This is a genomic window from Vibrio marinisediminis (genome assembly GCF_014050145.1).
Classification (GTDB): Bacteria; Pseudomonadota; Gammaproteobacteria; order Enterobacterales; family Vibrionaceae; genus Vibrio; species Vibrio marinisediminis.
The window spans coordinates 770,152-792,535 of sequence record NZ_JACFYF010000001.1 but is presented as its reverse complement, the minus strand read 5'-3'; the positions used below and the strand labels follow the sequence as shown (position 1 = coordinate 792,535).

Below are 22,384 nucleotides of genomic sequence, written 5' to 3'. Positions count from 1 at the left end.
AGCCCTATCTAATTCGCGATATTGTCGTGTTAGTCTCATATTCTTGAGATATGTCATTGAGTTTATAGTGCATCTTTATTTATATTCCGGTTTGGTCAAATTGATTCAGAGCAGTAGGTATGGGGAACAATTTAGATATCCAAAGCATTATTGTATTGGTAAGAATGCATGAACTGCGAAACGTAAAGCTTGTTGCAGAATCATTAGGCAAAACCTCAAGTGCGATCAGTAAGATCTTATCAAAGCTCAAAGTTCACTTTGAAGATCCACTCTTTGTTCAAACTCGCTATGGTTTTGAGCCAACAACGTTCATTGAGACCAATATTGGCCACCTTGAAACTATTCTTGCCACATTTGACTCTATTCAGCACACCGATTTTGATCCGCAAACGCTGAAACAAGAGATCATTCTTTATGGACACGCGCTATTTTGGGACAACTTTGGCGATAAGCTTTACCTTGCCTTGCGTAAAGAAGCACCAAATGCAAAATTTTCGATGCGCCAATGGAACTTAGAAGCTCGCACACGACTTATTGAAGGTGAGAATTCGGTACTGTTTGGTATTTACGATGAAACACTACCACAAGTCATTCAGCAAAAAGCGCTATGTAATATATCTCCCGCTTTTTATGTTAGAGAAGAGCACCCAGCCCATAGCTTTGAAGAACTCAAGCACTACCCTTTCGTCATCACGCGTAATCCCGGTTGGCATGATGTGCGTTACCCATTATTTGAGAGGCTTGCAAGCTTAGGGCACAGAATTACCGCTGACGTCGAGGTAGAAAACACGCTAACCATCGAAAATATCGTCACCAATTCGGATCATTTCTCTTTTACAATGTCTCGAGTGATACCAAAAAACTGTCGCAGTATTGCGCTACCGCTCACAAATCTAAACCTTCATTGTGTAATGAGTTTTCATCGAGCCAAACAAAAGGACCCACAAAAAGAGTGGTTATTTAATGTTGGCGAACGAGTCCTTAGAGAGCTAAGTGACTAATTAATATAAATTAATTAAAAACAGTCATCACATAATAAACGCCTCATTTGTTAATGAGGCGTTTTTTTATGCCTGCTTTGACCTACATCAAATTGAGCAAAAATCACTCTTAGCGCTCAATGTGTGAGCTTAGGCACGGTAATTTCCAAAATGGAAACTCCACATTTCCTGTAAACGTGAGCCAAGTCTCACTATTATCACCCCCATAGAGCGGCACCTACCGCAAACACTCAATAAACATGAAGGAGTTCAAATTATGAAAAACGCACTAGCAATCACACTAACAATTCTTTCTGTAGCAGCTTTCGGCGCTCACGCAGGTTTGACAGCAAACAACCAAGGCGTTGAAACATACCAAACAGAACTAGCTGTAAAAGCTATCGGTAACGGCGCAATCAGCTTTGGTATGTCAGCAAACCAAATCGAAAAAGCAATCAGCTAATAAGTAAAGTCAGCTCAAACAAAAAATAATTAATTAACGAAGAAAAAAGGAAAACATCATGAAAAAAGCTCTAATCATCACTCTATCAGTTCTTTCAGTTGCAGCATTTGGCGCTCACGCAGGTTTGACTGCAGGTAAAGTAAATACGCAAACAAGCCAAACTGAAGCAGTAATCAAAGGCATCGCAAACGGCGCAATCAGCATGGGCATGTCAGCAAGCCAAATTGAAAAAGCAGTTAACTAATAAAGTAAGTCAGTTCAAACCATTAATACAACTCTGAAAAGGAAAAGGTAACAATTATGAAAAATGCACTAATTATCGCTCTATCTATCTTCTCTGTTTCTGCTTTTGCTGCACACACTGCAACAACGAGCGTTTCTACAGAGCAAGCTATTAAAGGTGTTGCAACTGGCGCTATCAGCTTCGGTATGTCAGCAAAGCAAATTCAAAAAGCAATTAAGTAATATCGAAATTTAGCTCAAACAATCAATACACCACTGCAAAGGAAAAGGTAAGAATTATGAAAAATGTACTAATTATCGCTCTATCTATCTTCTCTGTTTCTGCTTTCGCAGCACATACTGCAACGGCAAATGTAACTGCAGAGCAGGCTATTAAAGGTGTTGCGACTGGAGCAATTAGCATTGGTATGTCACCAAAGCAAATTCAAAAAGCGATCAAATAAGCACTGTCCGCTCAATTAATGATTCCAAAAATAAAACAAAAACGAGTAAGAATTATGAAAAAGACACTGATTATTGCGTTAACTATTTTCTCTGTTTCTGCTTTTGCAGCGCACTCAACATCCGCGAATGTATCAGCAGAACGAGCAATCAAAGGCTTTGCTACTGGCGCGATTAGCATTGGCATGTCGCCGAGCCAGATTCAGCAAGCCATTCAATAAAAAAATAGTCATTCGTCGACGATGACAATAATTTAATGAAGAGGTTTAACTATGAAAATGGCAATTGTTATTGCTTTGTCTCTGTTCTCAGTATCGGCTTTTGGCGCTCATGCGGCGACAGCAAGTAATGATATTAGCAGTGATAAAAATGACAAAACAGCCAAGGCAGATGTGACTCAAGAGCAAACCATTAAAGCGTTTGCTACCGGCGCAATTGCCGTTGGTATGTCACCTAAGCAAATTGAACATGCAGCTAAAAGCATGAAGTGATCTGCAAGCTCAAGGAGGAGCGGAATACCATTCCACTCTTAATAATAAAATAAATCCAATAACGCCCTACCCCCCCTCTAATTGACTGCTAAACCAAACAACACTCTTCACTTCTCTCTAGTTACCAACCACTGCACCCCTTATATTAATACCGCTGTACACCACATATAAATTCCATTCTATCTAATTGCGCAATCCCCTAATGTTCGTCTCACATAACGACTCGCTTTCATTACCCACTCAATACGCAAACAAACTCGGCAACAACTGACTCTTGCTCGCTACGTGTCACGCCATATTGTTACGCAAATCCTCAAAACAGCGCGTGTTACGTATGTTATTCGTATCGATTTAGTTGCTCATACGGTTTTTATGAAAGGATTATTTTGTTTTTTATTGATGCAGTAACAAAGGTGAGGTTGCAAATTAATAGTTGGTAGGAAAATTACGCAGACAACCCATCAATAGCCACTATTTACAGTATTATCATGAGGTTAGAATAAGAATATTTAGTGACCGAACGGGTTTAAAGGTGAGAAAGGACGGGGATATAGAGATGAATCTCTCTATGTTGCAATAATGGAATTTATCTTTGTAAAATTATTAATTAAAGATTCGTAACAAAAGTGTTAAGTTACGCTCGTTGGTCATACTGAGCGAATCATTCATAAGATCGAGAATGCTTTAACAGTTTGAATACGGATGTTACCAACATCTCCAATTAAACAATTTCAAATTGTTGCCCATATTTTCGCCCATATGTTTGCTTATCATATGGGCGCTTTTTTATCCGCTACATTTGCCTGCTTTGGGCTGGTATCTTCCCGGTTTATGGTTCATCGCTAAAATCAAGTTCGTCACAATAGCCCCCAGCACAGACAACGCGATTAGCCACCAGTGTACAATGAATAGCGACATTACAACGATGGTGCAGTCTAGCGCCATTTGAACTTTGCCTGCTCGAATACCAAAACGTTCTTGAAGAAACAACGCCAAGATATTGAAGCCACCTAAGCTCATTCGATGGCGGAAGATGACAAGTAGCCCGATGCCGATCAAGCCACCACCAATAAATGCGGCGTAAATTGGATGTATATCTTTTAGCTGGATAACGTGATGCAAGTAGTCCACTGCGAGAGAAACAATCACCACGGCAACAAAAGTATTGATGGTAAAGCGCCAGCCCATACGAGTGGCTGAGAGGCAATAAAAAGGTAAGTTAAGGGCAAAGAATACTTGTCCAAAGCTAAAGTTAGATACTTTAGTAATGAAGATCGCCAGACCAGCAGTTCCCCCTGTCAACAACCCCACTTGGTTGAAGAAAATGACCCCTAATGAAACCAATGCACTACCTAAAAGTAACGCGAATAAATTTTCAAATAGAGAGTGTTCCGTATCCATTAGCTTTCCTTTGCTTGATATACCCTATAAAAGTAAAGGGTTACACCCAATCACATTAAACGTTGGGTATATAGGTCTTTTTTCCGTGCCATAAAATGGCGTTAGCGGAGCAAAAAGTCGACTCATATCAAAAAAAACCGCCACGCCGAAGCGTAGCGGTAAGTTTACAAAAGTGTACTTTCCTTCGAATAAGGGGGCAAACCGCTACTTACGATACCGTATCTCTTGCTCAAAGCTTTGAGGCTCAACTATTTCAACCGGAACACCATTTTGCGCCAGAATAGCGGCGCGCGCTTTGGCATCTGATTTATTCATTGCTTGCAACCACCACACTAATTCTTGAGGCACACCCAGAACTTTCTTACTACCATCACTACGAGTTAATGGCTCATGTGCTTCAAGGTAGACACTTCTGTCGGGCTCTAAACTAATCTTCACCGGTTCATTAATCACGGTGACTTTCACGCCAAGATCCACTTGTCCAAATAGCCATTCAATATCTTTAGGATTCATTCGAATGCACCCGGCACTAACACGCATGCCAATACCAAAATCTTTATTGGTACCGTGTATCAAGTAATCACCCGCACCATGGGCTAGTCTCAGTGCATATTCACCCAATGGGTTTTCAGGCCCAGCTGGAACAACCGCAGGTAATTCAATACCCTTGGCGGCGTATTCTTTACGAATTGATTTCGGAGGAGTCCACGTTGGGTTAGGGCGTTTCTGGCTGATTTTTGTCACCATCTCAGGTGTGTCACGCCCAATTCTTCCAATCCCAACAGGAAAGACATGCACAATGTCACTGTTAGGTTCAAAGTAGTACAACCGCAGTTCTGCTAGGTTAATCACCACCCCTTCACGTTCAACATTCGGCAAAATAACTTGAGTCGGAATGCTCAATACATAGCCTTCAGAAGGCAAAAATGGGTCGACGCCTTGGTTCGACGCCATTAGGCTGAGGAACCCCACATCATACTGCTTGGCGATATCCGCTAAACTTTCACCTTCTTTGATTTGGTGAAATTGCATTCTGCCCACAATATTGCTGCCTTCTGGCGGCAATTGATAACTTGTAGCCCACACAGTGGCGCTAAAACAACTACATAAAATGAGCAGCTTACGCAGCATTACAAACAATCCTTAGCATCTTGAAAGAAACGTAAGGTTAGCGCTCTTTCGGTTTTGTGATCAACTATTGGTTTGGGATATGACAAGGTATTTACATTCTCCCAGCGCCAAGGTTGATGAAGGTACTTATTAGGGACTTGTGCTAACTCTGGAATCCATCGGCGAACAAACTCACCGTTGGCGTCAAACTTTTCTCCCTGAGTGGTCGGGTTAAAAATTCGAAAGTATGGCTGACCATCACAGCCGGTTGAGGCACACCACTGCCACCCACCATTATTCGCGGCGTAGTCACCATCAATCAACGTCTGCATAAAGTACTTCTCTCCTTCATGCCAATGAATGTGCAGATCTTTGGTTAGAAAACTCGCTACGATCATGCGTAACCGATTGTGCATCCACCCCGTGCTGTTTAATTGCCGCATTGCCGCATCAACGATGGGGTAACCCGTTCTACCTTGCTGCCAAGCCATTAATAGCTCAAGGTTGTTCTGCCAAGTGACCTTCTGTGTCCAAGCGACAAAATTCGTCCCTTTCGATAATTTTGGCTCAAAATGGAGCAAGTGCTGATAAAAGTCGCGCCAAATAAGTTCACTGAGCCAAGTTTCTCTCCCAAGCTCAAGTGGAAAACCTTGCCCATACTGTAAACGAGCCAAGCACTGTCTTACCGACAACGCCCCTATCGCCAAATAAGGCGAAAGACCACTTGTACCGTCTATCGAAGGGATATCGCGCGAAGTTTGATAGCCATCAACTGATTCAGCGCAAAAGGCTCTCAGCTTCTGGCGTATCGCTTTAGTGGAAACGCAATAGTCATCACTGCTCTGCCGCGAATAGGAAAAAACTGCAGAATCATTAAATTGAAAAGGCAGATTATCGGATCTGCCCAACGGCTTCGCACTTTGCAGCTTGGCAATTTCTCTAGTCTGCTGTAACTGAGCTAAGCAAGCTCTCTTAAATGGTGTAAATATTTTGAAATAATCGCCTTGCTGATTGAGCACCTTCCCCGGTGCCAATAAGCATTTATCATCAAAACTAACTACCTCACACTTTGCCTGTTGTGTCAGTAATTGATCTCGGCAACGTTCGTTCCACTCATATTCTTTATTCAAGAGTATTTTACTGGCATTTAAATCAGCAGCGAGCTTTACCAGCCAGTAAACACTGTCAGTAAAAGTTTCTACTTGTTGATATAACAGTGGAATATTTAATTTGGCTAAGTCCGCTTGTAACTCAAACAGACGTCGATAAATGAGATCAGCTTGTATGGGTGCCAGGTGATGCTGCTGCCATGTGACTGGGGTGGCGATATAGACGGCGACAACAGGCTCACCACCTGTAATAGCATGGTGCAATGCCGTGTTGTCTTCAACTCTTAGATCCCGTCGCAACCAGACTATGTGCATACCCTTATCCTTTTACTTGCATCAATGAGCCAAGCAATGGGTTCAGCAAGCACGCCTCACCATAGTGGCATCTTAGTTTTTCTATCACTGGTAGCTGCCCTTGAGAGGGGGCTTGTGATGCAAAAAATGATATTGATGCATACTTCTCTAGCGCTGAGTTCCCAACCAAAGCAGAGGCATCGTCAACCGCCTCAATAATACTGATGTTGTGCCCTTTTTCAGCCAAGTTTAGCGCCCAAAAATGCATCTTAATCGAACCCAATTCGTCATAACTGATCAGCAAACACTTCCCAGAACGAGCAACTTTGTTTTCTGCTTCCAAAATGGCAGAAATCCTAAATAATAGAAGCGATTGAAACATACCAAGTAGCAAAGTCTGTTGAGCGCGCTTAACCTGCTTAATCGCACCATAAATAGGGTCAATAAAGCGTCTTTGAACCAATGCCAGCGGGTACTCTTTAAACACTTGCGTTAAAACAGAATCCGCTTTGTTTTTATTCAACTCCGTTAATGCCACCAGCATTAGTTCCACTTCAAGTAGCTGTTCGTCATCACTGATGTCGTCATCGACCAGATCGTAATCACTTTCGAGTAGCGCTTTTACCTTGCCAATCGCAACACCTTTTTCCAACCAGCCTTGGATGGTTTTTATCTGTTCGATATGCTGCTGGGTATAAAGACGATGCCCCTTTTCAGTGCGTAGCGGTTGAATGATGTTATATCGACGCTGCCATGCCCTTAGTGTGACCGGCTTTACGCCTGTCAATTCTGACACTTCTCGAATGGCGTATCGTTTTTCTTCACAGCCCATAACGTAAACGTAGCTCCTCAGGGTAAGGGTTTAGAAATTTTTGACTCTGTAGATAGTCATCAGGATAACGATTCATATGATGCTTGAGTAACGTCATTGGAGCCAGTAGCGGTAAGACACCTTGACGATAACTATCAATCACATTACATAGCTCTGCTTTTTCTTGACGTTTCAAATCACGCTTAAAGTATCCCTGAATGTGCATCAACACATTGGTGTTATTTTTTCTGCTGGCTCTTATCGCCATCGCCTGCATTAACCCGTTTCTATATAACTGATAAAAATCATCAATATCGTAATGGGCTATATTGGCGACTAGTTTCCCCAGTAACTTATAGGATTGCGGATGATGCGCCATCAATGTCAATTTGTAGCGAGAGTGAAAAGCAACAATTTTTCCGGCTGTCGGTTCGCCTTGCATCGACTGATAAAAGTCATCGAGACAAAACACCCGAGTAACAAAGTTTTCTTTAAGAACTGGGTCGTTTAAACGACCGTCCTCTTCAATTGGCAGCCATGGCATCTGCTGCATTAATTCGTTGGTATACAGCCCTATGCCATTTTTTTCAGCCATGTTACTACCGTACACTTTGACTCTTTCCATACCGCACGTCGGTGACTTGGCGCAAACAATGTAACCACATAAGTCTTGCTTGCTGAGTTGCTTAATGCGCGTGGCGGAAAAATCTAACATAGACTGCGTATGGTTCTGGCTTTGATCTTTGCTTTCGACTAAAGCGATACGCTCTTTATCAGAAATTAAACGAATGGTTGGTCGTGGAACTGGCATACCCGACTCCACCTCAGGGCAGACAGAAACAAATTCAAAATGCTTACTCAATTCATTCGTCACAAAGCGACTAAGTTTATGACCCGAGTCAAAACGAACACGTTCACCAAGAACACATGCGCTGATACCTACTTTAATGTTTGCTGCCATGACCATTCCCTCGAATATCGGACGATTAATCTTATACAAAAAATATCCATGTATAATTATTAGCACAACTCGATTGAGTTATACAAAAATTAATTTCGTATAATTTGTACGTTTGTTGTACCCATTCCCGATCACTGCTTGAGCGAAACAACCTTCTCAATCGATTGCCTCATTACTTTCAACAAAATTAGTTATCAACAGATCAATATTTCCTCCGCATACTATTTTTTGTGATGAAACTCTCATGGAGGGAGCTTTTAACTGGCTAATATTGCCTCAACAGACATTTCAGAGTTCAACAGTATTAGTTATTATCTGTTGTACTCCTTTGACCTTCGGAGCAAAACTATGGCAACCCCACATATCAACGCTAACCCTGGTGATTTCGCAGAAACTGTTTTAATGCCAGGCGACCCGCTAAGAGCCAAGTACATTGCAGAGACCTTCTTAGAAGATGTTGAGCAAGTATGTGATGTTCGAAATATGTTCGGTTACACAGGAACTTACAAAGGTAAGCGCGTTTCAGTCATGGGACACGGTATGGGTATCCCTTCATGTTGTATTTATGTGCATGAATTGATTGCCGAGTATGGCGTTAAAAATGTTATTCGCGTGGGCAGCTGTGGCGCTGTTCGTGACGATGTAAAACTAATGGATGTTGTGATTGGCATGGGCGCTTCTACTGACTCAAAAGTAAACCGCATCCGTTTCAACAATCATGATTTTGCTGCGATTGCTGATTTCGGTCTATTGGAAGAAGCGGTCACTCAGGCTCGCCAACAAAACGTACCGGTAAAAGTGGGTAACGTATTCTCTGCTGATTTGTTCTACACACCTGAAGCTGACATTTTTGAAAAAATGGAAAAATTGGGCATCCTAGGTGTAGATATGGAAGCAGCAGGCATTTATGGTGTGGCCGCAGATTTAGGTGCAAAAGCCCTAACGATTCTAACCGTATCGGACCATATCATTCGCGGCGAGAAATTGAGCTCTGAAGATCGTCAAAAATCATTCAATGACATGATGAAAGTCGCGTTAGAAACCGCGATTAATGTTTAACTTTTATTTGCCAGCCTTCCGCTGGCAAACCTAATTACCCTGAGGGGGCGATTGTGGCGTCTGGCGATTTGCCAAAGGAAGCGAACGGGTTACAGCTCAACTTTTGTAAAACATTGGCGTGTGACAACTTTGGAATGAGTGAGGCACAGCGTTACGTTGTGCAGCATGCTAACCCTAAACGACCTGCAATGGTTTGCCGCGAGTGTGGTGCTTTCCCCCCCTTACTTAACAATCAAGAAGTTCTCAATGAACTTCAACGATTAAGAAGTTATCACTGCACTGGTTTACCAGCTTGCCGCAACGAAGCGTGCGAGCATTTCGGCTTATCCATCCATACTCATAAACACCTATACCATGCCTTTGGTTATAGTGGTGACCGCCAAAGATATCGCTGTAAATCATGTCAGTTAACATTTGTTGATAAATGGTCTGGTGCCAACAACAAACTGACATTCCAAGAAAACTTGCTTGCTCTACTGTTTACTGGTTATTCAGTCAGAGAGATTTGCCGTAAGCTCGATATCAATCCCAAAACCTTTTACGACCATATCGAACATATTGCCAGCCGTTGTCGACGCAAGTTAGCGATGTTTGACGCTCGTTGGGTTACTCACGCCGACCAGTTTGAACTTGCTTCCCATTACGTTGCGTTGCAGCCTAAAAGCAATAATGGCGTGTTCTGGCTTGCCACGGGCGATGCAAAGTCCGGTTATATTCTATGTCAAAACGTCAACTACTCTGCCAATGAAGAGCCTACGGGCGAGTCAGATCATAACCCATTTACCACTCCTGCTCGCTTTGTTCCATACGATTACAGCACTGAAGCTAGCCAGCCTCAAGCGCCACTGGCCACCGATCTTCGTGAGCGTATTGATCAGCAGTACCAAGCGATTCTGGCACGAGGTAACGTCGAAGACCCTATGGGGAATTTGACCTACTTCCATTACCCTTCAAAGGGGGCATTAATACGCCCACCTTACACCTCGTACGCGCATTTTCTTCATGTGCTAAGCCTCTGCCCTGATGACAAACGCGTAACGGTGTACTTACCACAAGATCCATTACTTCGTTCAGCAGCCCTGAGCGTGAGTTTGCCGCGCATAAAGGCAAAAACCGTCGATCTGATGTACGTCGATGGCAAATGGGGAACAAACTTGCCACTGAATAAAATCGATATAGTCCATATGGGTTGGTGGCGAGACCGCTGGGCAATAGCTGAGAATAATGACTATGCCAAAGGGATCTGTTATTTAGCGGGAGACCGCAATGACCCTAAACTTTGGTTGCAAACAGCTTCGATAGAAAGTACAGCGTTCTATCAATCTCGATTCCAGCTTCTTTTCCAAAGTTTTATTAATGAGCCTCGTCGCAAACTGCGCCCCGCAGGACTACTTCCTGTACTCGATATTTTCAGAGCATGGCATAATTTGTGCTATCAAAATAAGTCTGGCGTTACAGCGGCACAATCGCTTGGTTTAACCTCTAACCCTATGGCATTGCGTGAACTGCTTTCATAAATGTCATTAATGTGACGTCCGCCATCAAACTGTCGCAGAGATAACACTTTTTATGGCACATAAAAGTGTACTTTTTTTATAATGCGAAAGCATGAATCGACACATGTATCGATTAACGAATATTGCTGTGAAGGACGAGGTCATTGGATAAAAGCCAGCACTTGCTCACAAATGAACTGGATAGACTGAGACAACGCATAGAGACAGAACCTGCTGAGGTACTGAAAGCGGCAGAGCTCTGTGCAGTAAAAGCAAACCAGATACTTTATCCTGAGGGTGTTATTGATAGCCTTGTAATAATTTCTCGATGCCACTGGTCATTGATGGATTACCGCAAAGGTTTAAAAAGGATTCGCGAAGCTTTTAATAAACTCAGCCAAGTTGAGAACGATGATGCCCTGCCAGAAATACTACACGTCCATGCTCTTCAGTATTGGGGACAAGCAAAATACTATTCAGCACAACAATTCTGGATTAAATCATTAGAACAATCCGCTTTAGTTGATCATGTCGAAATTCAAATTGAATCACTGATTGGTTTAGGTAACGTTTGGCGTGTTCTAGGCGATTACTCATTGGCACAAAAAACCCATGAACTTGCGGTAAAAGTAGCCAATAACATGCGCATTGATTGGCTGGAAGGCAAAGCTCGCATTTTGCTCTCTTGGGATAACTATCTATTGGGCAATTACATTGAGATGCTCTCTATTTTAGATGGTGCCGAAGAAGCACTTCAACATCATCATGACTCAACATGGCATGCGGAAATATGGGACTTTCGTGGACTGGCGCTGTTGGGGCTTGAGCGACTTGACGATGCCGATCAAGCCACCCAAAAAGCACAAAAACTTGTTGAGCAAAATGACCTTGTTTGGATGAGAGCACACTCTTTTGTCAGCCGAGCCAGAGTTGCGTTGCTGCGCAAACAACCGGCAAAATCTGCCGAGCTGTTACATGTTGCCGAAAGTGCCGCTACTAGCTTTGATGACGGTGAACTACTTTCCCAAATCTATTATCAACAATCCCGCGTAGCAGAAGAAGTGGGTGACTATAAAATCGCTTTAGATGCTTTTAAAAAGTATCGTGCCCATTCTACCAATATGCTCCGGGAACAAACGGCTCGCGAAGGCAACGATAAAGCCCGTGCCTCAAAGCGCATATTAGAAACGCGTGCATTAAAGTTGATCAACAGAATTCGAGGTCAACATGAATACGACCCGAACAAGCATATGAGCCAAGCGGTATCAGAAAACTATTGGTGGGAACAACTGATTCTTTTCAAAACCCAGCTTAAACAATCCAATTACTCCGTGATCGTTCTTCACCATAATAACAATCAGTGCCTCGATATTTGCATGGAGTTGGCGCATACCCTATGCAACCAAAGTGACTTGCTCGCTCGTCTAAGCCCAGAGCGTTTAGGCGTATTGATTGCGGAAAAAGATGAACAGGCATCAACAATCCACGACGTTCTGTCAAAGATGGTTGAAATCTACCCATGGCAAAGACGTGGAGCAGAAAAAGTGCCACCTACCGTTAAACTGTATGACATATTGACCTTCCCATTTACTCTTGAGCAACTAGAACAACAAGAACCACAGGGCTTTGAGTTAGAGAGCATGACTCTAGAGGAAGAATTATAATGGAAGCATTTTTAAAAAAAATCTCTGATGCTGGTCTTGATGCGTCTTCGATGATGGGAGAAGAAGCACTCGTGTTCTGGAGCCATGTTCGCAAACACGTAGCAACAACCCCTCAAGAAAAAGCGCAATCCTATGTGATTAGTGCTGAGTTCAGAACATCACTAAGACAGTTTCAACAAGGCATTGACGAGCTGCGCGCTGCGCTAGAACTGCTCGCGCTTCCTAACGATGCCAAGCTCATTCTTGAAGTTCGTGGCTATTTGGCAGACCGACTTGTCGACCAAGGCGATTTTACTGCAGCGTTAGCCGAATATATTGCCTCCTCTTCAATTGCAGTCGAAACCAGCCATATTGATGCTTACGTAAAAGCGGTCATAGGCATGGGTAACCTTTGCGATGCGTATGGTGATCATGCTCGGGCACTTCGTTACTATCAGAAAATCGATAGTATTGATCATGCCATTAGTAGCCGTTCTCTACGTTTACGCTACAAGCTCTACAAGCTTGCTTGTTTGATCGATCTTAAGCGCACCAAAAGCGCCCAAGAGTTGATTTCAGAATGCGAAGAACTGAGCATTCTTGTCAGTGATAAGGTCCTGTCTGGGCAAATACTTCTGTATCAAGCAAGACTGCTTCGCCAACGTGGGCAACTCGACGACGCAATGCGATGCCTTGGGCATGTAAAGTACGCCGCGGGCAACGTTAACTCTAACTGGCTTTCAAATATGATTCGCATGGAGTTAGGTTGCTGCTTAAACGATGCTGAGAAGATACACTTGGCAAATTGGGTATTAGAAAGCGCGCATGTAAGAATACAGAAAGAAGCATCACCCATTCTCAATCTCAAATTGTCGAATGCGCTCGCTTCAGTCTGTGAGAAGCAAGAAAATTACCAAAAAGCGCTAAGCTATCAGCACAGCGCTTATCGCATCGAAAGTGACTTAATGCGAAAAGTGCCCATTTCAGAGTTAGGGTCAACACAACTACGTCGTTTGTCCCGCTTTGAATTGCAGCTCAAGCTGATTCTTTCTGAAATAGAGAACAAAGAACTAAAAGAAACCACAGAAAACCAAAAGCATACCGTAGCGCAACTTCAGCAAGATGTGTTTACTGACCCATTAACAGGGCTGCATAACCGTCGCTGGCTTGATGTAAAGTTAAAGGATTTACTACTACACGACACACCATTCGCACTGCTTGTTGTCGATATCGACCATTTTAAGTCAATCAATGATGAGTTGAGCCACTTAGTCGGTGACAAAGCGATAGTGAATGTTTCAGCCGAGTTGTCGAATTACTTCCGATTCAGAGGTGCCTCATGCGTCCGTTTCGGGGGGGAAGAGTTTCTGGTGATCTTGGAACGTGCAGCACTTGAGCAAGCTGAAATGCACGCTGAAAACTACCGCCACCGCATTTATCAGTACAATTGGCAAGAAATTCTAGGTGAGCGGGGGCTCACTGTCAGTGTCGGTGTCACACTGCATCGTGAAGGCGAAAATACCCAACGAACTTTCTATCGAGCAGATAAGGCGTTATATCGCGCCAAAGCAAATGGTCGAAACCAAGTATGTTGTGAATAGAGCGTTCTTTTTCTTAACAATTTTGCAATTTACCGTTATTGTTTAAAGGTTATTCCTATACTCAAAAGAAAATAACCAACAAGGACGGTTGTATGTTTCTCGATTACTTCGCTTTAGGTCTACTGGTTTTTGTCGCGCTAGTTTTATTTTACGGCGTTATCGCGATTCACGATATTCCCTATGAAATAGCCAAAAGCCGAGAGCACCCTCACCAAGACGCTATCCACTACGCCGGGTGGGTGAGTTTATTTACTCTTCATGTACTTTGGCCTTTTCTTTGGATATGGGCAACCCTATGGCGGAAAGAGCGCGGTTGGGGGTTCCATCGCCTCGAAGAAGAGCAGCATGATCTTCATCATCGCTTAGAGCAATTGATTGACCACGTTGAAACACTACAACACGATGTTTCCACTCTTAAGCAACAGACTCTTGAGCAGCAACAACAGCTTGACCAACACAAAGCGTCCACACCAAACTCTGCTTCGGTGACTAATAATAAAGAGGAGTTGTAGTATGGATTTATTACTCATTCTCACCTATGCCGCGCTTTGCATCGCCATTTTTAAAGTATTCAAAATTCCACTAAATAAATGGACTGTTCCAACCGCCGTCCTTGGTGGCATCGTGTTAATAGGCACGTTGATTTTGCTAATGAACTACAACCATCCCTACACACAGATTGGCAACCAGGTATTTACCACGACACCGATTGTTTCAGGGGTTCGTGGACGCGTCATTGAAGTGCCTGTAGAGCCAAACCAACCTCTCGAACAAGGTGATGTACTTTTCCAAATTGACCCAGTTCCCTACCAAGCCGAAGTCGACAAACTCAAAGCGCAAGTTAAAGAAGCTAGCCAAGGGGCGCTCGGGTTGGAAGCGCAATTGCAAGAGAAAGAAGGCGCATTAGCAAAAGCCGTTGCTGAGCGAGATAAAGCGAAACGAGAGTTTAATCGCTACCAACGAGGCTTCGACAAAGGTGCGTTCACCGCACAGCAACTTGATACTCGCCGCCAAGCTTATAAGGCTGCGCAAGCCACTGTCGATGTAGCCAACACCAATATTGAGCAAGCACAAATCGCACTCGATTCTGAAATCGGCGGCGAAAACACCACCGTCGCTCGCCTATTGGCCGATCTACGTAAGGCAGAGTTCAACTTGCAACAAACAACTGTCTATGCACCAACCGATGGTTTCGCAACCCAGTTGGCCCTGCGTCCCGGGGTAATGGCCGTCCCATTACCATTAGCTCCAGTGATGACGTTTGTTCATACAGAGGAGCTGGTTTATACCGCGGCATTTAGACAAAATTCATTGCAGCGTCTAAAAAGTGGTTTTGAAGCTGAGTTCATTTTCCGCGCACTACCTGGCAAGGTGTTTAAGGGCGAAGTGGTTGATGTGATTCCAGCTATCGGTGAAAGCCAATTCCAAGCACGCGGTGCGTTGTTAGGCACTGATGCACTACGAACCAATGGTCGTGTTTTGGTCAAACTAAAAGTGAACGATGATCTTGAGGAATACCAACTGCCAATGGGGACTGCTGTAGAAGTCGCCGTCTACTCAGACAGTTTCAGCCATGTATCAATCATGCGTAAAGTGCTGATTCGAATGAAGAGTTGGCAAAACTACCTTTATCTCGATCATTGATTGAAAACGCTACCTAGATTGTTACCACAGCGACTTATAATAAACCACTGCTATGCAGTGGTTTATTTTTATCCCCGACCATTTAAGCCGAGGCTTTTCCATAGTAACGATTCCCACTAAGCCCATAACATAAAACCAACAACACGAGGACAAACTCTCTTACCTCTCCCTCTATTTTTCACTCTTTCTTCCAAGTAATAAATCGGAAAAAGTATAATTTAGACGTCTAGACAGTTAGCTTTCCATTACTTAAATAAATCTGTATAATCCCGCGAATTAATGTGACATAACTCTCAACTACACTTCGAATCGAAGCTTGTCACCGATCATTTTCTATTTCAGGACACTGGTTATCTATGAATCTTTCAGCTAAAACCGTTGTTGTTATTGCTATTGGCGCTGCTCTTTATGGCATTGGTGGCTTACCAATGTTTGGCATTCCCGTCTTTGCTAACACCACACTAAAACCGGCTATGGCAGTACTTGCACTTTTCTCTGTTCTTTTTGGTCCGTTGGTAGGCTTTTTAGTTGGTTTTATCGGTCACTGGGTTACTGACCTATTTGCAGGTTGGGGCGTTTGGCTTACTTGGGTTCTTGGCTCTGGTATCGTCGGCTTAACGATTGGTTTCTATTCATCAATGACCAAAGACAACTTGAGTAAAGGTATCTTTAACAATAAAGACTTTGTACTGTTCGTTATTCTTGCCTTCATCGGTAACGTACTTGGGTACGGTTGCTCAGCCTTCCTAGATACCATTTTGTATGCCGAACCGTTTACGAAAGTGTTTACGCAGCTAACCATCATTGCCGCAGGTAATACTGTACTTATCGCTATTGTTGGTTTCTTTATTTTGAAGAACGTAGCAAAACGAAATGCAATGAGCCGCAACCTAACTGAGGCTTAACAGGTAATGACAATCGAGTTTTCTAACTTCTCTTTTAGATATAAGTCGCTGGACAAACCGACACTAAAAAATATCAATCTAAGGATAGAGACAGGAGAGAAAATCGTCATTATCGGTCCAAGTGGTAGTGGTAAATCTACCCTTGGGCAGTGTTTAAATGGCTTGATCCCCCATTCAATTGAAGGCGAAATCACTGGCTCATTGAGCATTGGCGGTACGCTTTCGACTGATCTCGACCTCCATGCTTATACCGAGCAAGTTGGCACAGTATTGCAGGATACTGATAGTCAGTTTGTCGGCTTAAGCATTGGTGAAGACATCGCTTTTGCTTTGGAAAACCAACTGGTCTCCAATATCGATATGTACCCATTGGTTAAAGCAACCGCAAAAATGGTTGAGCTAGAAGATATGCTTGAACGCTCACCACACGATCTTTCTGGTGGTCAAAAGCAACGTGTTTCTTTAGCTGGCATTTTGGTCGATGACGTCGACATTCTATTATTTGACGAGCCTCTCGCCGCGCTTGACCCAAAGACTGGTCGAAAAACAATAGAAATCATTGATGACTTACATCAGCGCACCAACAAAACTATCGTGATCATTGAGCACCGCTTGGAAGATGTTTTGCATCGCTCAGTTGACCGCATTATTTTGATGGAGCAAGGCGAAATTGTCGCAGACATGACGCCAGATGAGTTACTAACATCACCGTTACTTGCCACGCACGGTATTCGAGAGCCTTTGTACTTGTCAGCATTAAAAGCGGCAAATTGCTCAATCGCTCTTGAAAATAAACCATCATCATTGGCTAACTTGTCAGTAGCGCACTACAAACCAGCATTTCAATCATGGCTGCGAGATCCAGAGAGACAGGAAAGCGACGCTAGAATCGCACCGTTGCTTCAAGTCGCTGATCTCACCTACTCTTACGACGGTGAGCGCAATGCGCTTGAGTCGGTGTCATTTGATGTGATGCCAGGTGAGTTTGTTTCTATTCTTGGTAAAAATGGTTCAGGCAAATCAACCATTACCAAACTCGTGATGGGCGTCATTGAACCTGATGCGGGTAACATTACCTTTGATGGACAAGACATCGCCTCTCTGAGTATTTTTGAGCGTAGCCAAAAAATCGGCGTAGTGATGCAAAACCCTAATCATATGATCTCGCATCATATGATTTTTGATGAAATCGCTTTTGGTCTAAGAAACAAAGGGCTAACTGAAAACGAAATTACCTCAAAAGTAGAACATGTTCTTGAACTGTGTGGCTTAAGCAAGTATCGCCACTGGCCAATTGAAGCACTCAGCTACGGTCAGAAAAAGCGTGTCACTATCGCTTCTATTCTGGTTCTAGAGCCTAAATTACTCATTCTTGATGAGCCAACCGCAGGGCAAGATTACCGCAACTACACCTCGATGCTGGCATTCGTGAAAAAGCTCAATCGTGATTTCGGTATCACGGTGGTGATCATCTCACATGATATGCACCTAGTTCTGGAATACACTACCCGCTCAATTGTGATTGCAGACAGCAAACTTATTGCCGACAAACCAATGACACAAGTGTTCAGCGAACCTGAGCTGCTAGAGCAAGCCAACTTAACCACAACCAGCCTATACGATTTAGCAGAAAAGCTAGAGATCGAGGATAAAAACCAGTTTATGCAAGCGTTCATTGCTATTGAGAAACCTGCCGCATGAATAGTTCAAAAATGAAGTTTGGTATCAGCTATGTTGATACCCAATCACCACTGCATAAATTGAACGGTATCACTAAGTTCGTTCTTTTCATGGCGTGGGTGACGGTAGTACTCACAACGTTTGACCTACGATTAATCAGCGTACTTATCGCAGTTGGTCTATTGCTATTGAAAATGACCAAAGTGCCAGTTTCAGTATACAAACCATTGTTAATTGGTACGGTCAGCGTACTGATGATGAATGCACTGTTTATGTTCTTACTCGCGCCTCAACAAGGTACTGAGTATTTAGGCTCGACAACTGTATTACTCACGCTGCCAGGCAACTACTCAATTACTCAGGAAACGCTGTTCTACCTTGTAACGGTGACTCTGAAGTACTTCAGCATGTTCCCTATCGCGTTAGTGTTTGTATTCACCACTCACCCAACCGAATTTGCCGCGAGCCTTAACCGTATTGGCGTACCTTATAAAATTGCTTACGCGGTTAGTCTGACTTTGCGCTACTTGCCTGAAGTTAAGAAAGATTTCGTCAATATTATGCATGCTCAGCAAGCGCGCGGCTTGGATTTATCCAAAAACGCACCACTGTTTACTCGTATCCAGAACGTGGCAAAAATCCTCGGTCCACTGATTTTTTCTAGCTTAGACCGCGCTGATGAAATTTCAAATGCAATGATCTTACGTGGCTTCGGTCGCCATAAAGGTCGTACGTGGTACAGCATGCGCCCGTTAACCTCATTAGACAAATCTACGTTAGCGTTAATCACGGTTATCGTTATTGCGGCATTGGTCAAACGTTATATGGAAACACAGCTATTCTGGTACCCATTCTAAACCTTGTTTAGCGACCATAAAAAAGAGGCTCTATTGAGCCTCTTTTGCTATCTAAACCAAACTGCTTATCGTGGCTATGCTTAGCTCCATTTTAGAATTCTTACTTCATTGCCTGCTGCCGGTTTTGCTGGAATATTCAATGACAACAGCAAAGATACCATAGCCATTGCTGCGCCAATAAAGAACACCGCTGAAGGTGAAACTAACCAAATCAAACCAAAGGTCACCGGAATAACGACAGCCGCAATATGGTTGATGGTGAAAGAGACACCCGCCGTCGACGCCATGTCAGCCGGATCCGCTATTTTCTGTAAATAGGTTTTGATCGCCAGCGCTAATGCAAAGAAGAGGTGATCAACAATGTAAAGCGCCGCGGCCCACTCTGCCGTTTCAACAAACGCATAGCCAACAAAGACAAAGATCAAACCAATATACTCAAACGCCAACGCCTTACGCTCGCCAACTTTACCAATAAATCGACCGATTTTTTTGGCAAACAAGAAATTAAAACCGTAGTTAGCTAAGAACAGTAAAGTGATATCGCCAGCAGAGTAGCCGAAACGCTCCACCATTAAAAAACCCGCAAAAACAGTAAAGATCTGACGACGAGCACCGCTCATAAAGGTTAATGCGTAATACAACCAATACCGCTTGCGGAGTACGAGGTTTTTATTCTGAGTCACATTCGCGTCAAACTGAGGAAAAGCAATGGCTATCCAAAGCAATAAAGCAAAACCAACACCACCAAACAGTAAGTAAATCCATTTAAACTCCAGTTGCAATACTTCTAAGCAGACCCACAGCGCGCCGTATGTCAGCAACGAAGCAAGCGCACCGATAGAGACAAACTTGCCAAGTGCCTCAGGCGCTTCTTCTTTCGTTAGCCACTGTAGAGCAAGTGACTGCTTGAGCGTTTCAAAATAATGAAAACCTGTCGACATTAATAATGTGGTGAGCAATAACCCCATCACCGATGGGAAAAAGCCCGTAATCGCAGTGCCTAACGTTAGCATGCCCAAAGAGAGCAACATGAATTTTTGCTCACGAATGAACATCAATACAAAAATAACGGTAAATGCTAGAAATCCCGGTATTTCCCTAACACTCTGCAACAGACCGATATCAGCACCATCAAAGTTCGCTTTTTCGATCACAAAATTATTGAGTAGTGCCATCCAACTGGAGAAGGCGATAGGAACAATTATTGAGATGACAATTAAAAAGTTATGTGGAGTTTTCCACGAAGAAGTGTGGTTCATCAAAGATTCCTTATAAAAAGCCTCTCAAAATTACGCAGTGATGAATATGAACTCAAACATATTTACTTTTTATACAGAGCTTCAAATTCGCATGCCTCCATGATATACAAAATAAAAGAAGCTAAGTTGTGGAGATAATTATGGAAATCGTCGTTCGACCAACTCAAATCACGGATGCAAAAGCACTTGCTGAACTGTATGCTCAGCCAAAAGCTCATCGAGAGACTCTGCAACTGCCACTCCCTAGTGAAGCCATGTGGCGACAGCGCTTAGAAAATAAACCAGAACATATTTACAGTTTTGTCGCCGAAATTGATGGCAAAGTCATCGGTAATATTGGCTTTGAACACCTACAAAGACCTCGCCTTCTTCACTGTGGCACCTTTGGTTTAGGGGTTCATGATAACTATCATGGGTTAGGTGTTGGCTCTAAACTAATCGAAAGTGTGTTGGACCTTGCCGACAACTGGCTGCAAATCAAGCGTATTCAAATTGAAGTCAATTGCGATAATCAAACAGCCATCGCATGCTACAAAAAATTTGGTTTTGTGGTTGAAGGCGAAGCAGAATGCTCCGTGTTTAGAGATGGTGAGTATATAAACACATACTATATGGCGCGCATTAAGCGCTAACCAATAGGCGCAGAAGTTATCAGCAAGCAGTCAAACTCTGCGCCAATTTACAACAAAGTTAAACGAGCAAATGCTGCCATTGCGGGTTTCTTTCAAGATAACTGACAACAAAGCTACATTTAGCAATAATTTTGCCGCCCATGGTTTCAATTTCTGGCAAGACTTGCTCCATCATCAACTTACCGTACCCCTTACCTTGTAGAGAGTCCGGTACTTTCGTTGAAGTGATAACAAAAACGTTGTCTTGTCGTTCGAACTTCACAATCGCGTATAATTCTCGTTCTAATAACACACGAAACTCTTGATCTGCTTGATCAAATGTAACTTCATACATAATATTCACTTATAAATTGGCAACCAACTCAAACATATATATAAATTGTAGTTTGAACTCAGAGCCAAGGCTAAATAGAATTGAACTCATATTCCCTTTGGCTATTTAATTAAACGGTTAGATAGCCATATAGAACTACAAATAATACCAACGGGATGATGGTGGCTAAATGAAGACCCAAACTGGGACAACCACTGAAGCAACAGCTCAGCAACATAGTAATGACTCTCGAACACCAGCAACCATTACGAGTGTTGATGGTCTCGCAATGCTCGATCACGGTCGAGAATTGAATATTGGTATTGTGACGCCTGTAGGAACCAGTTTTCGAGCAAAAAGTAACTTAATTGGCACTCATTCTAATCATATGATTTTAGTGGAACTGCCAAAGTTATCTGAAGATAAGTTACTCGCATTTTTTCAAGAAGGATTCTGGGCAACAATCCGAGCAATCTCCCCGCGTGGAGAAGGCGCTATTCTCACCTTTCGTAGCCAGATTCTTCATATCATTCGAACGCCAATCGCTATGGTGGCGATGTCGATACCTCAAACCATGCAAACCTCGCCACTGCGAAATGAACCACGCTATGAAGTAAACTTAGCGGCAAAAGTACACAGTACTAATCACCGAATTGAATGCGAAATCAAAGATCTATCGAAGAGTGGCTGTTTATATGTCACCCCATCACTCACTCGACCGTTTAACGCAGGCGAAGATATTGAGTTACATATTCGATCGTCATCAAACGCACCGCATAAATTTGAACCACTAACGGGCAGAATTTGTAACGTTAAACAAGCGTCACAAAAACGTCGCTACGGCGTAATGTTCGACGATGACGGAAAGAAGGTAGCAAAATCACTACTGGCCAATCTTAAATTTGATGGCAGTAAGCTCTCTCTTCAATAAATACCTTTCAGGCATTCTCAATTTCAGAGCGGTTTACTACTCTGTTTTCATACTTTTTTG

25 protein-coding genes are annotated in these 22,384 nt (G+C 43.1%); 18 read left to right on the top strand and 7 right to left on the bottom strand.

All coding sequences use genetic code 11. The annotated features are described in order from the left end of the window. The first annotated feature begins 119 nt into the window (after window positions 1-119). The 7 genes from H2O73_RS03645 (at window position 120) to H2O73_RS03615 (ending at window position 2,618) form a co-directional block, all read left to right on the top strand. Entirely contained in the window at window positions 120-1,001 is an 882-nt protein-coding gene (locus H2O73_RS03645) for a LysR family transcriptional regulator (protein ID WP_182106613.1), read from the top strand. Window positions 1,002-1,257: 256 nt separating this feature from the next. After that, entirely contained in the window at window positions 1,258-1,443 is a 186-nt protein-coding gene (locus tag H2O73_RS03640; RefSeq protein ID WP_182106612.1) for a hypothetical protein, read from the top strand. A gap of 58 nt (window positions 1,444-1,501) precedes the next feature. Then, a complete protein-coding gene (locus H2O73_RS03635; protein ID WP_182106610.1) occupies window positions 1,502-1,687 on the top strand; it encodes a hypothetical protein in 186 nt (61 codons plus the stop codon). A gap of 56 nt (window positions 1,688-1,743) precedes the next feature. Continuing rightward, complete coding sequence (locus H2O73_RS03630; protein WP_182106608.1) at window positions 1,744-1,908, top strand: hypothetical protein; 165 nt, start codon at window positions 1,744-1,746, stop codon at window positions 1,906-1,908. A 56-nt stretch (window positions 1,909-1,964) separates the two neighbouring features. Next, window positions 1,965-2,129, top strand: a complete 165-nt coding sequence (locus H2O73_RS03625; protein ID WP_182106606.1) for a hypothetical protein — start codon at window positions 1,965-1,967, stop codon at window positions 2,127-2,129. A gap of 54 nt (window positions 2,130-2,183) precedes the next feature. Further along, the gene (locus tag H2O73_RS03620; protein ID WP_182106604.1) at window positions 2,184-2,348 is read left to right on the top strand and encodes a hypothetical protein; all 165 of its coding nucleotides are present in this window, start codon (window positions 2,184-2,186) and stop codon (window positions 2,346-2,348) included. 51 nt (window positions 2,349-2,399) lie between these two features. Continuing rightward, entirely contained in the window at window positions 2,400-2,618 is a 219-nt protein-coding gene (locus H2O73_RS03615; RefSeq protein ID WP_182106602.1) for a hypothetical protein, read from the top strand. A gap of 786 nt (window positions 2,619-3,404) precedes the next feature. On the opposite strand, the gene H2O73_RS03610 is transcribed toward H2O73_RS03615, so the two are convergent. From H2O73_RS03610 to H2O73_RS03590, 5 genes are all read right to left on the bottom strand, one after another. Beyond that, the gene (locus H2O73_RS03610) at window positions 3,405-4,019 is read right to left on the bottom strand and encodes a DUF6198 family protein (protein WP_182106600.1); all 615 of its coding nucleotides are present in this window, start codon (window positions 4,017-4,019) and stop codon (window positions 3,405-3,407) included. A gap of 204 nt (window positions 4,020-4,223) precedes the next feature. Then, entirely contained in the window at window positions 4,224-5,150 is a 927-nt protein-coding gene (locus H2O73_RS03605; RefSeq protein ID WP_182106598.1) for a L,D-transpeptidase family protein, read from the bottom strand. Beyond that, complete coding sequence (gene phrB, locus H2O73_RS03600; protein WP_182106596.1) at window positions 5,150-6,553, bottom strand: deoxyribodipyrimidine photo-lyase; 1,404 nt, start codon at window positions 6,551-6,553, stop codon at window positions 5,150-5,152. Before phrB ends, H2O73_RS03605 begins: the two co-directional genes overlap by 1 nt. Before the next feature lie 4 nt (window positions 6,554-6,557). Further along, window positions 6,558-7,364: a MerR family transcriptional regulator gene (locus tag H2O73_RS03595; RefSeq protein WP_182106594.1), complete on the bottom strand. Its 807-nt coding sequence runs from the start codon at window positions 7,362-7,364 to the stop codon at window positions 6,558-6,560. Beyond that, window positions 7,354-8,304 carry a YbgA family protein gene (locus H2O73_RS03590; RefSeq protein WP_182106592.1) on the bottom strand — a complete coding sequence of 317 codons (951 nt, stop codon included), beginning with the start codon at window positions 8,302-8,304 and terminating at the stop codon, window positions 7,354-7,356. Before H2O73_RS03590 ends, H2O73_RS03595 begins: the two co-directional genes overlap by 11 nt. Window positions 8,305-8,652: 348 nt before the next feature. Between H2O73_RS03590 and deoD the strand changes: the two genes are divergently transcribed. The 9 genes from deoD to H2O73_RS03545 all read left to right on the top strand — a co-directional run bounded on the left by deoD (window position 8,653) and on the right by H2O73_RS03545 (window position 19,189). Beyond that, entirely contained in the window at window positions 8,653-9,363 is a 711-nt protein-coding gene (gene deoD / locus H2O73_RS03585) for a purine-nucleoside phosphorylase (protein WP_182106590.1), read from the top strand. A gap of 53 nt (window positions 9,364-9,416) precedes the next feature. Then, window positions 9,417-10,880, top strand: a complete 1,464-nt coding sequence (locus tag H2O73_RS03580; protein ID WP_182106588.1) for an IS1 family transposase — start codon at window positions 9,417-9,419, stop codon at window positions 10,878-10,880. A gap of 143 nt (window positions 10,881-11,023) precedes the next feature. Then, window positions 11,024-12,523, top strand: coding sequence for a tetratricopeptide repeat protein (locus H2O73_RS03575; RefSeq protein ID WP_182106586.1), 1,500 nt, complete (start codon window positions 11,024-11,026; stop codon window positions 12,521-12,523). Beyond that, the gene (locus H2O73_RS03570) at window positions 12,523-14,103 is read left to right on the top strand and encodes a GGDEF domain-containing protein (RefSeq protein WP_182106584.1); all 1,581 of its coding nucleotides are present in this window, start codon (window positions 12,523-12,525) and stop codon (window positions 14,101-14,103) included. Before H2O73_RS03575 ends, H2O73_RS03570 begins: the two co-directional genes overlap by 1 nt. Window positions 14,104-14,195: 92 nt before the next feature. Beyond that, window positions 14,196-14,615 (top strand): DUF3302 domain-containing protein, encoded by a 420-nt coding sequence (locus tag H2O73_RS03565; RefSeq protein ID WP_182106582.1) that lies wholly within the window; start codon window positions 14,196-14,198, stop codon window positions 14,613-14,615. A 1-nt stretch (window position 14,616) separates the two neighbouring features. Beyond that, window positions 14,617-15,747, top strand: a complete 1,131-nt coding sequence (locus H2O73_RS03560) for an HlyD family secretion protein (RefSeq protein ID WP_182106580.1) — start codon at window positions 14,617-14,619, stop codon at window positions 15,745-15,747. 356 nt (window positions 15,748-16,103) lie between these two features. Further along, window positions 16,104-16,652, top strand: a complete 549-nt coding sequence (locus tag H2O73_RS03555; protein WP_182106578.1) for an ECF-type riboflavin transporter substrate-binding protein — start codon at window positions 16,104-16,106, stop codon at window positions 16,650-16,652. A gap of 6 nt (window positions 16,653-16,658) precedes the next feature. Continuing rightward, on the top strand, window positions 16,659-18,353 hold the full coding sequence (locus H2O73_RS03550) for an ABC transporter ATP-binding protein (RefSeq protein WP_182106576.1): 1,695 nt from the start codon (window positions 16,659-16,661) through the stop codon (window positions 18,351-18,353). Beyond that, window positions 18,350-19,189, top strand: a complete 840-nt coding sequence (locus H2O73_RS03545) for an energy-coupling factor transporter transmembrane component T family protein (RefSeq protein ID WP_182106574.1) — start codon at window positions 18,350-18,352, stop codon at window positions 19,187-19,189. The genes H2O73_RS03550 and H2O73_RS03545 overlap by 4 nt, the downstream gene beginning before the upstream one ends. 80 nt (window positions 19,190-19,269) lie before the next feature. Here the strand turns inward: H2O73_RS03545 and H2O73_RS03540 are convergent, their stop codons facing one another. Next, window positions 19,270-20,448, bottom strand: coding sequence for an MFS transporter (locus tag H2O73_RS03540; RefSeq protein WP_182106572.1), 1,179 nt, complete (start codon window positions 20,446-20,448; stop codon window positions 19,270-19,272). A gap of 140 nt (window positions 20,449-20,588) precedes the next feature. Here H2O73_RS03540 and H2O73_RS03535 point away from each other — a divergent pair, with 140 nt between their 5' ends. Then, entirely contained in the window at window positions 20,589-21,080 is a 492-nt protein-coding gene (locus tag H2O73_RS03535; protein ID WP_182106570.1) for a GNAT family N-acetyltransferase, read from the top strand. Between the two features lie 58 nt (window positions 21,081-21,138). On the opposite strand, the gene H2O73_RS03530 is transcribed toward H2O73_RS03535, so the two are convergent. Then, window positions 21,139-21,417 (bottom strand): GNAT family N-acetyltransferase, encoded by a 279-nt coding sequence (locus H2O73_RS03530; protein WP_182106952.1) that lies wholly within the window; start codon window positions 21,415-21,417, stop codon window positions 21,139-21,141. Window positions 21,418-21,583: 166 nt separating this feature from the next. On the opposite strand from H2O73_RS03530, the gene H2O73_RS03525 reads away from it, so the two are divergent. After that, window positions 21,584-22,324 (top strand): PilZ domain-containing protein, encoded by a 741-nt coding sequence (locus H2O73_RS03525; protein ID WP_182106568.1) that lies wholly within the window; start codon window positions 21,584-21,586, stop codon window positions 22,322-22,324. The last annotated feature ends 60 nt before the right edge of the window (window positions 22,325-22,384 follow it).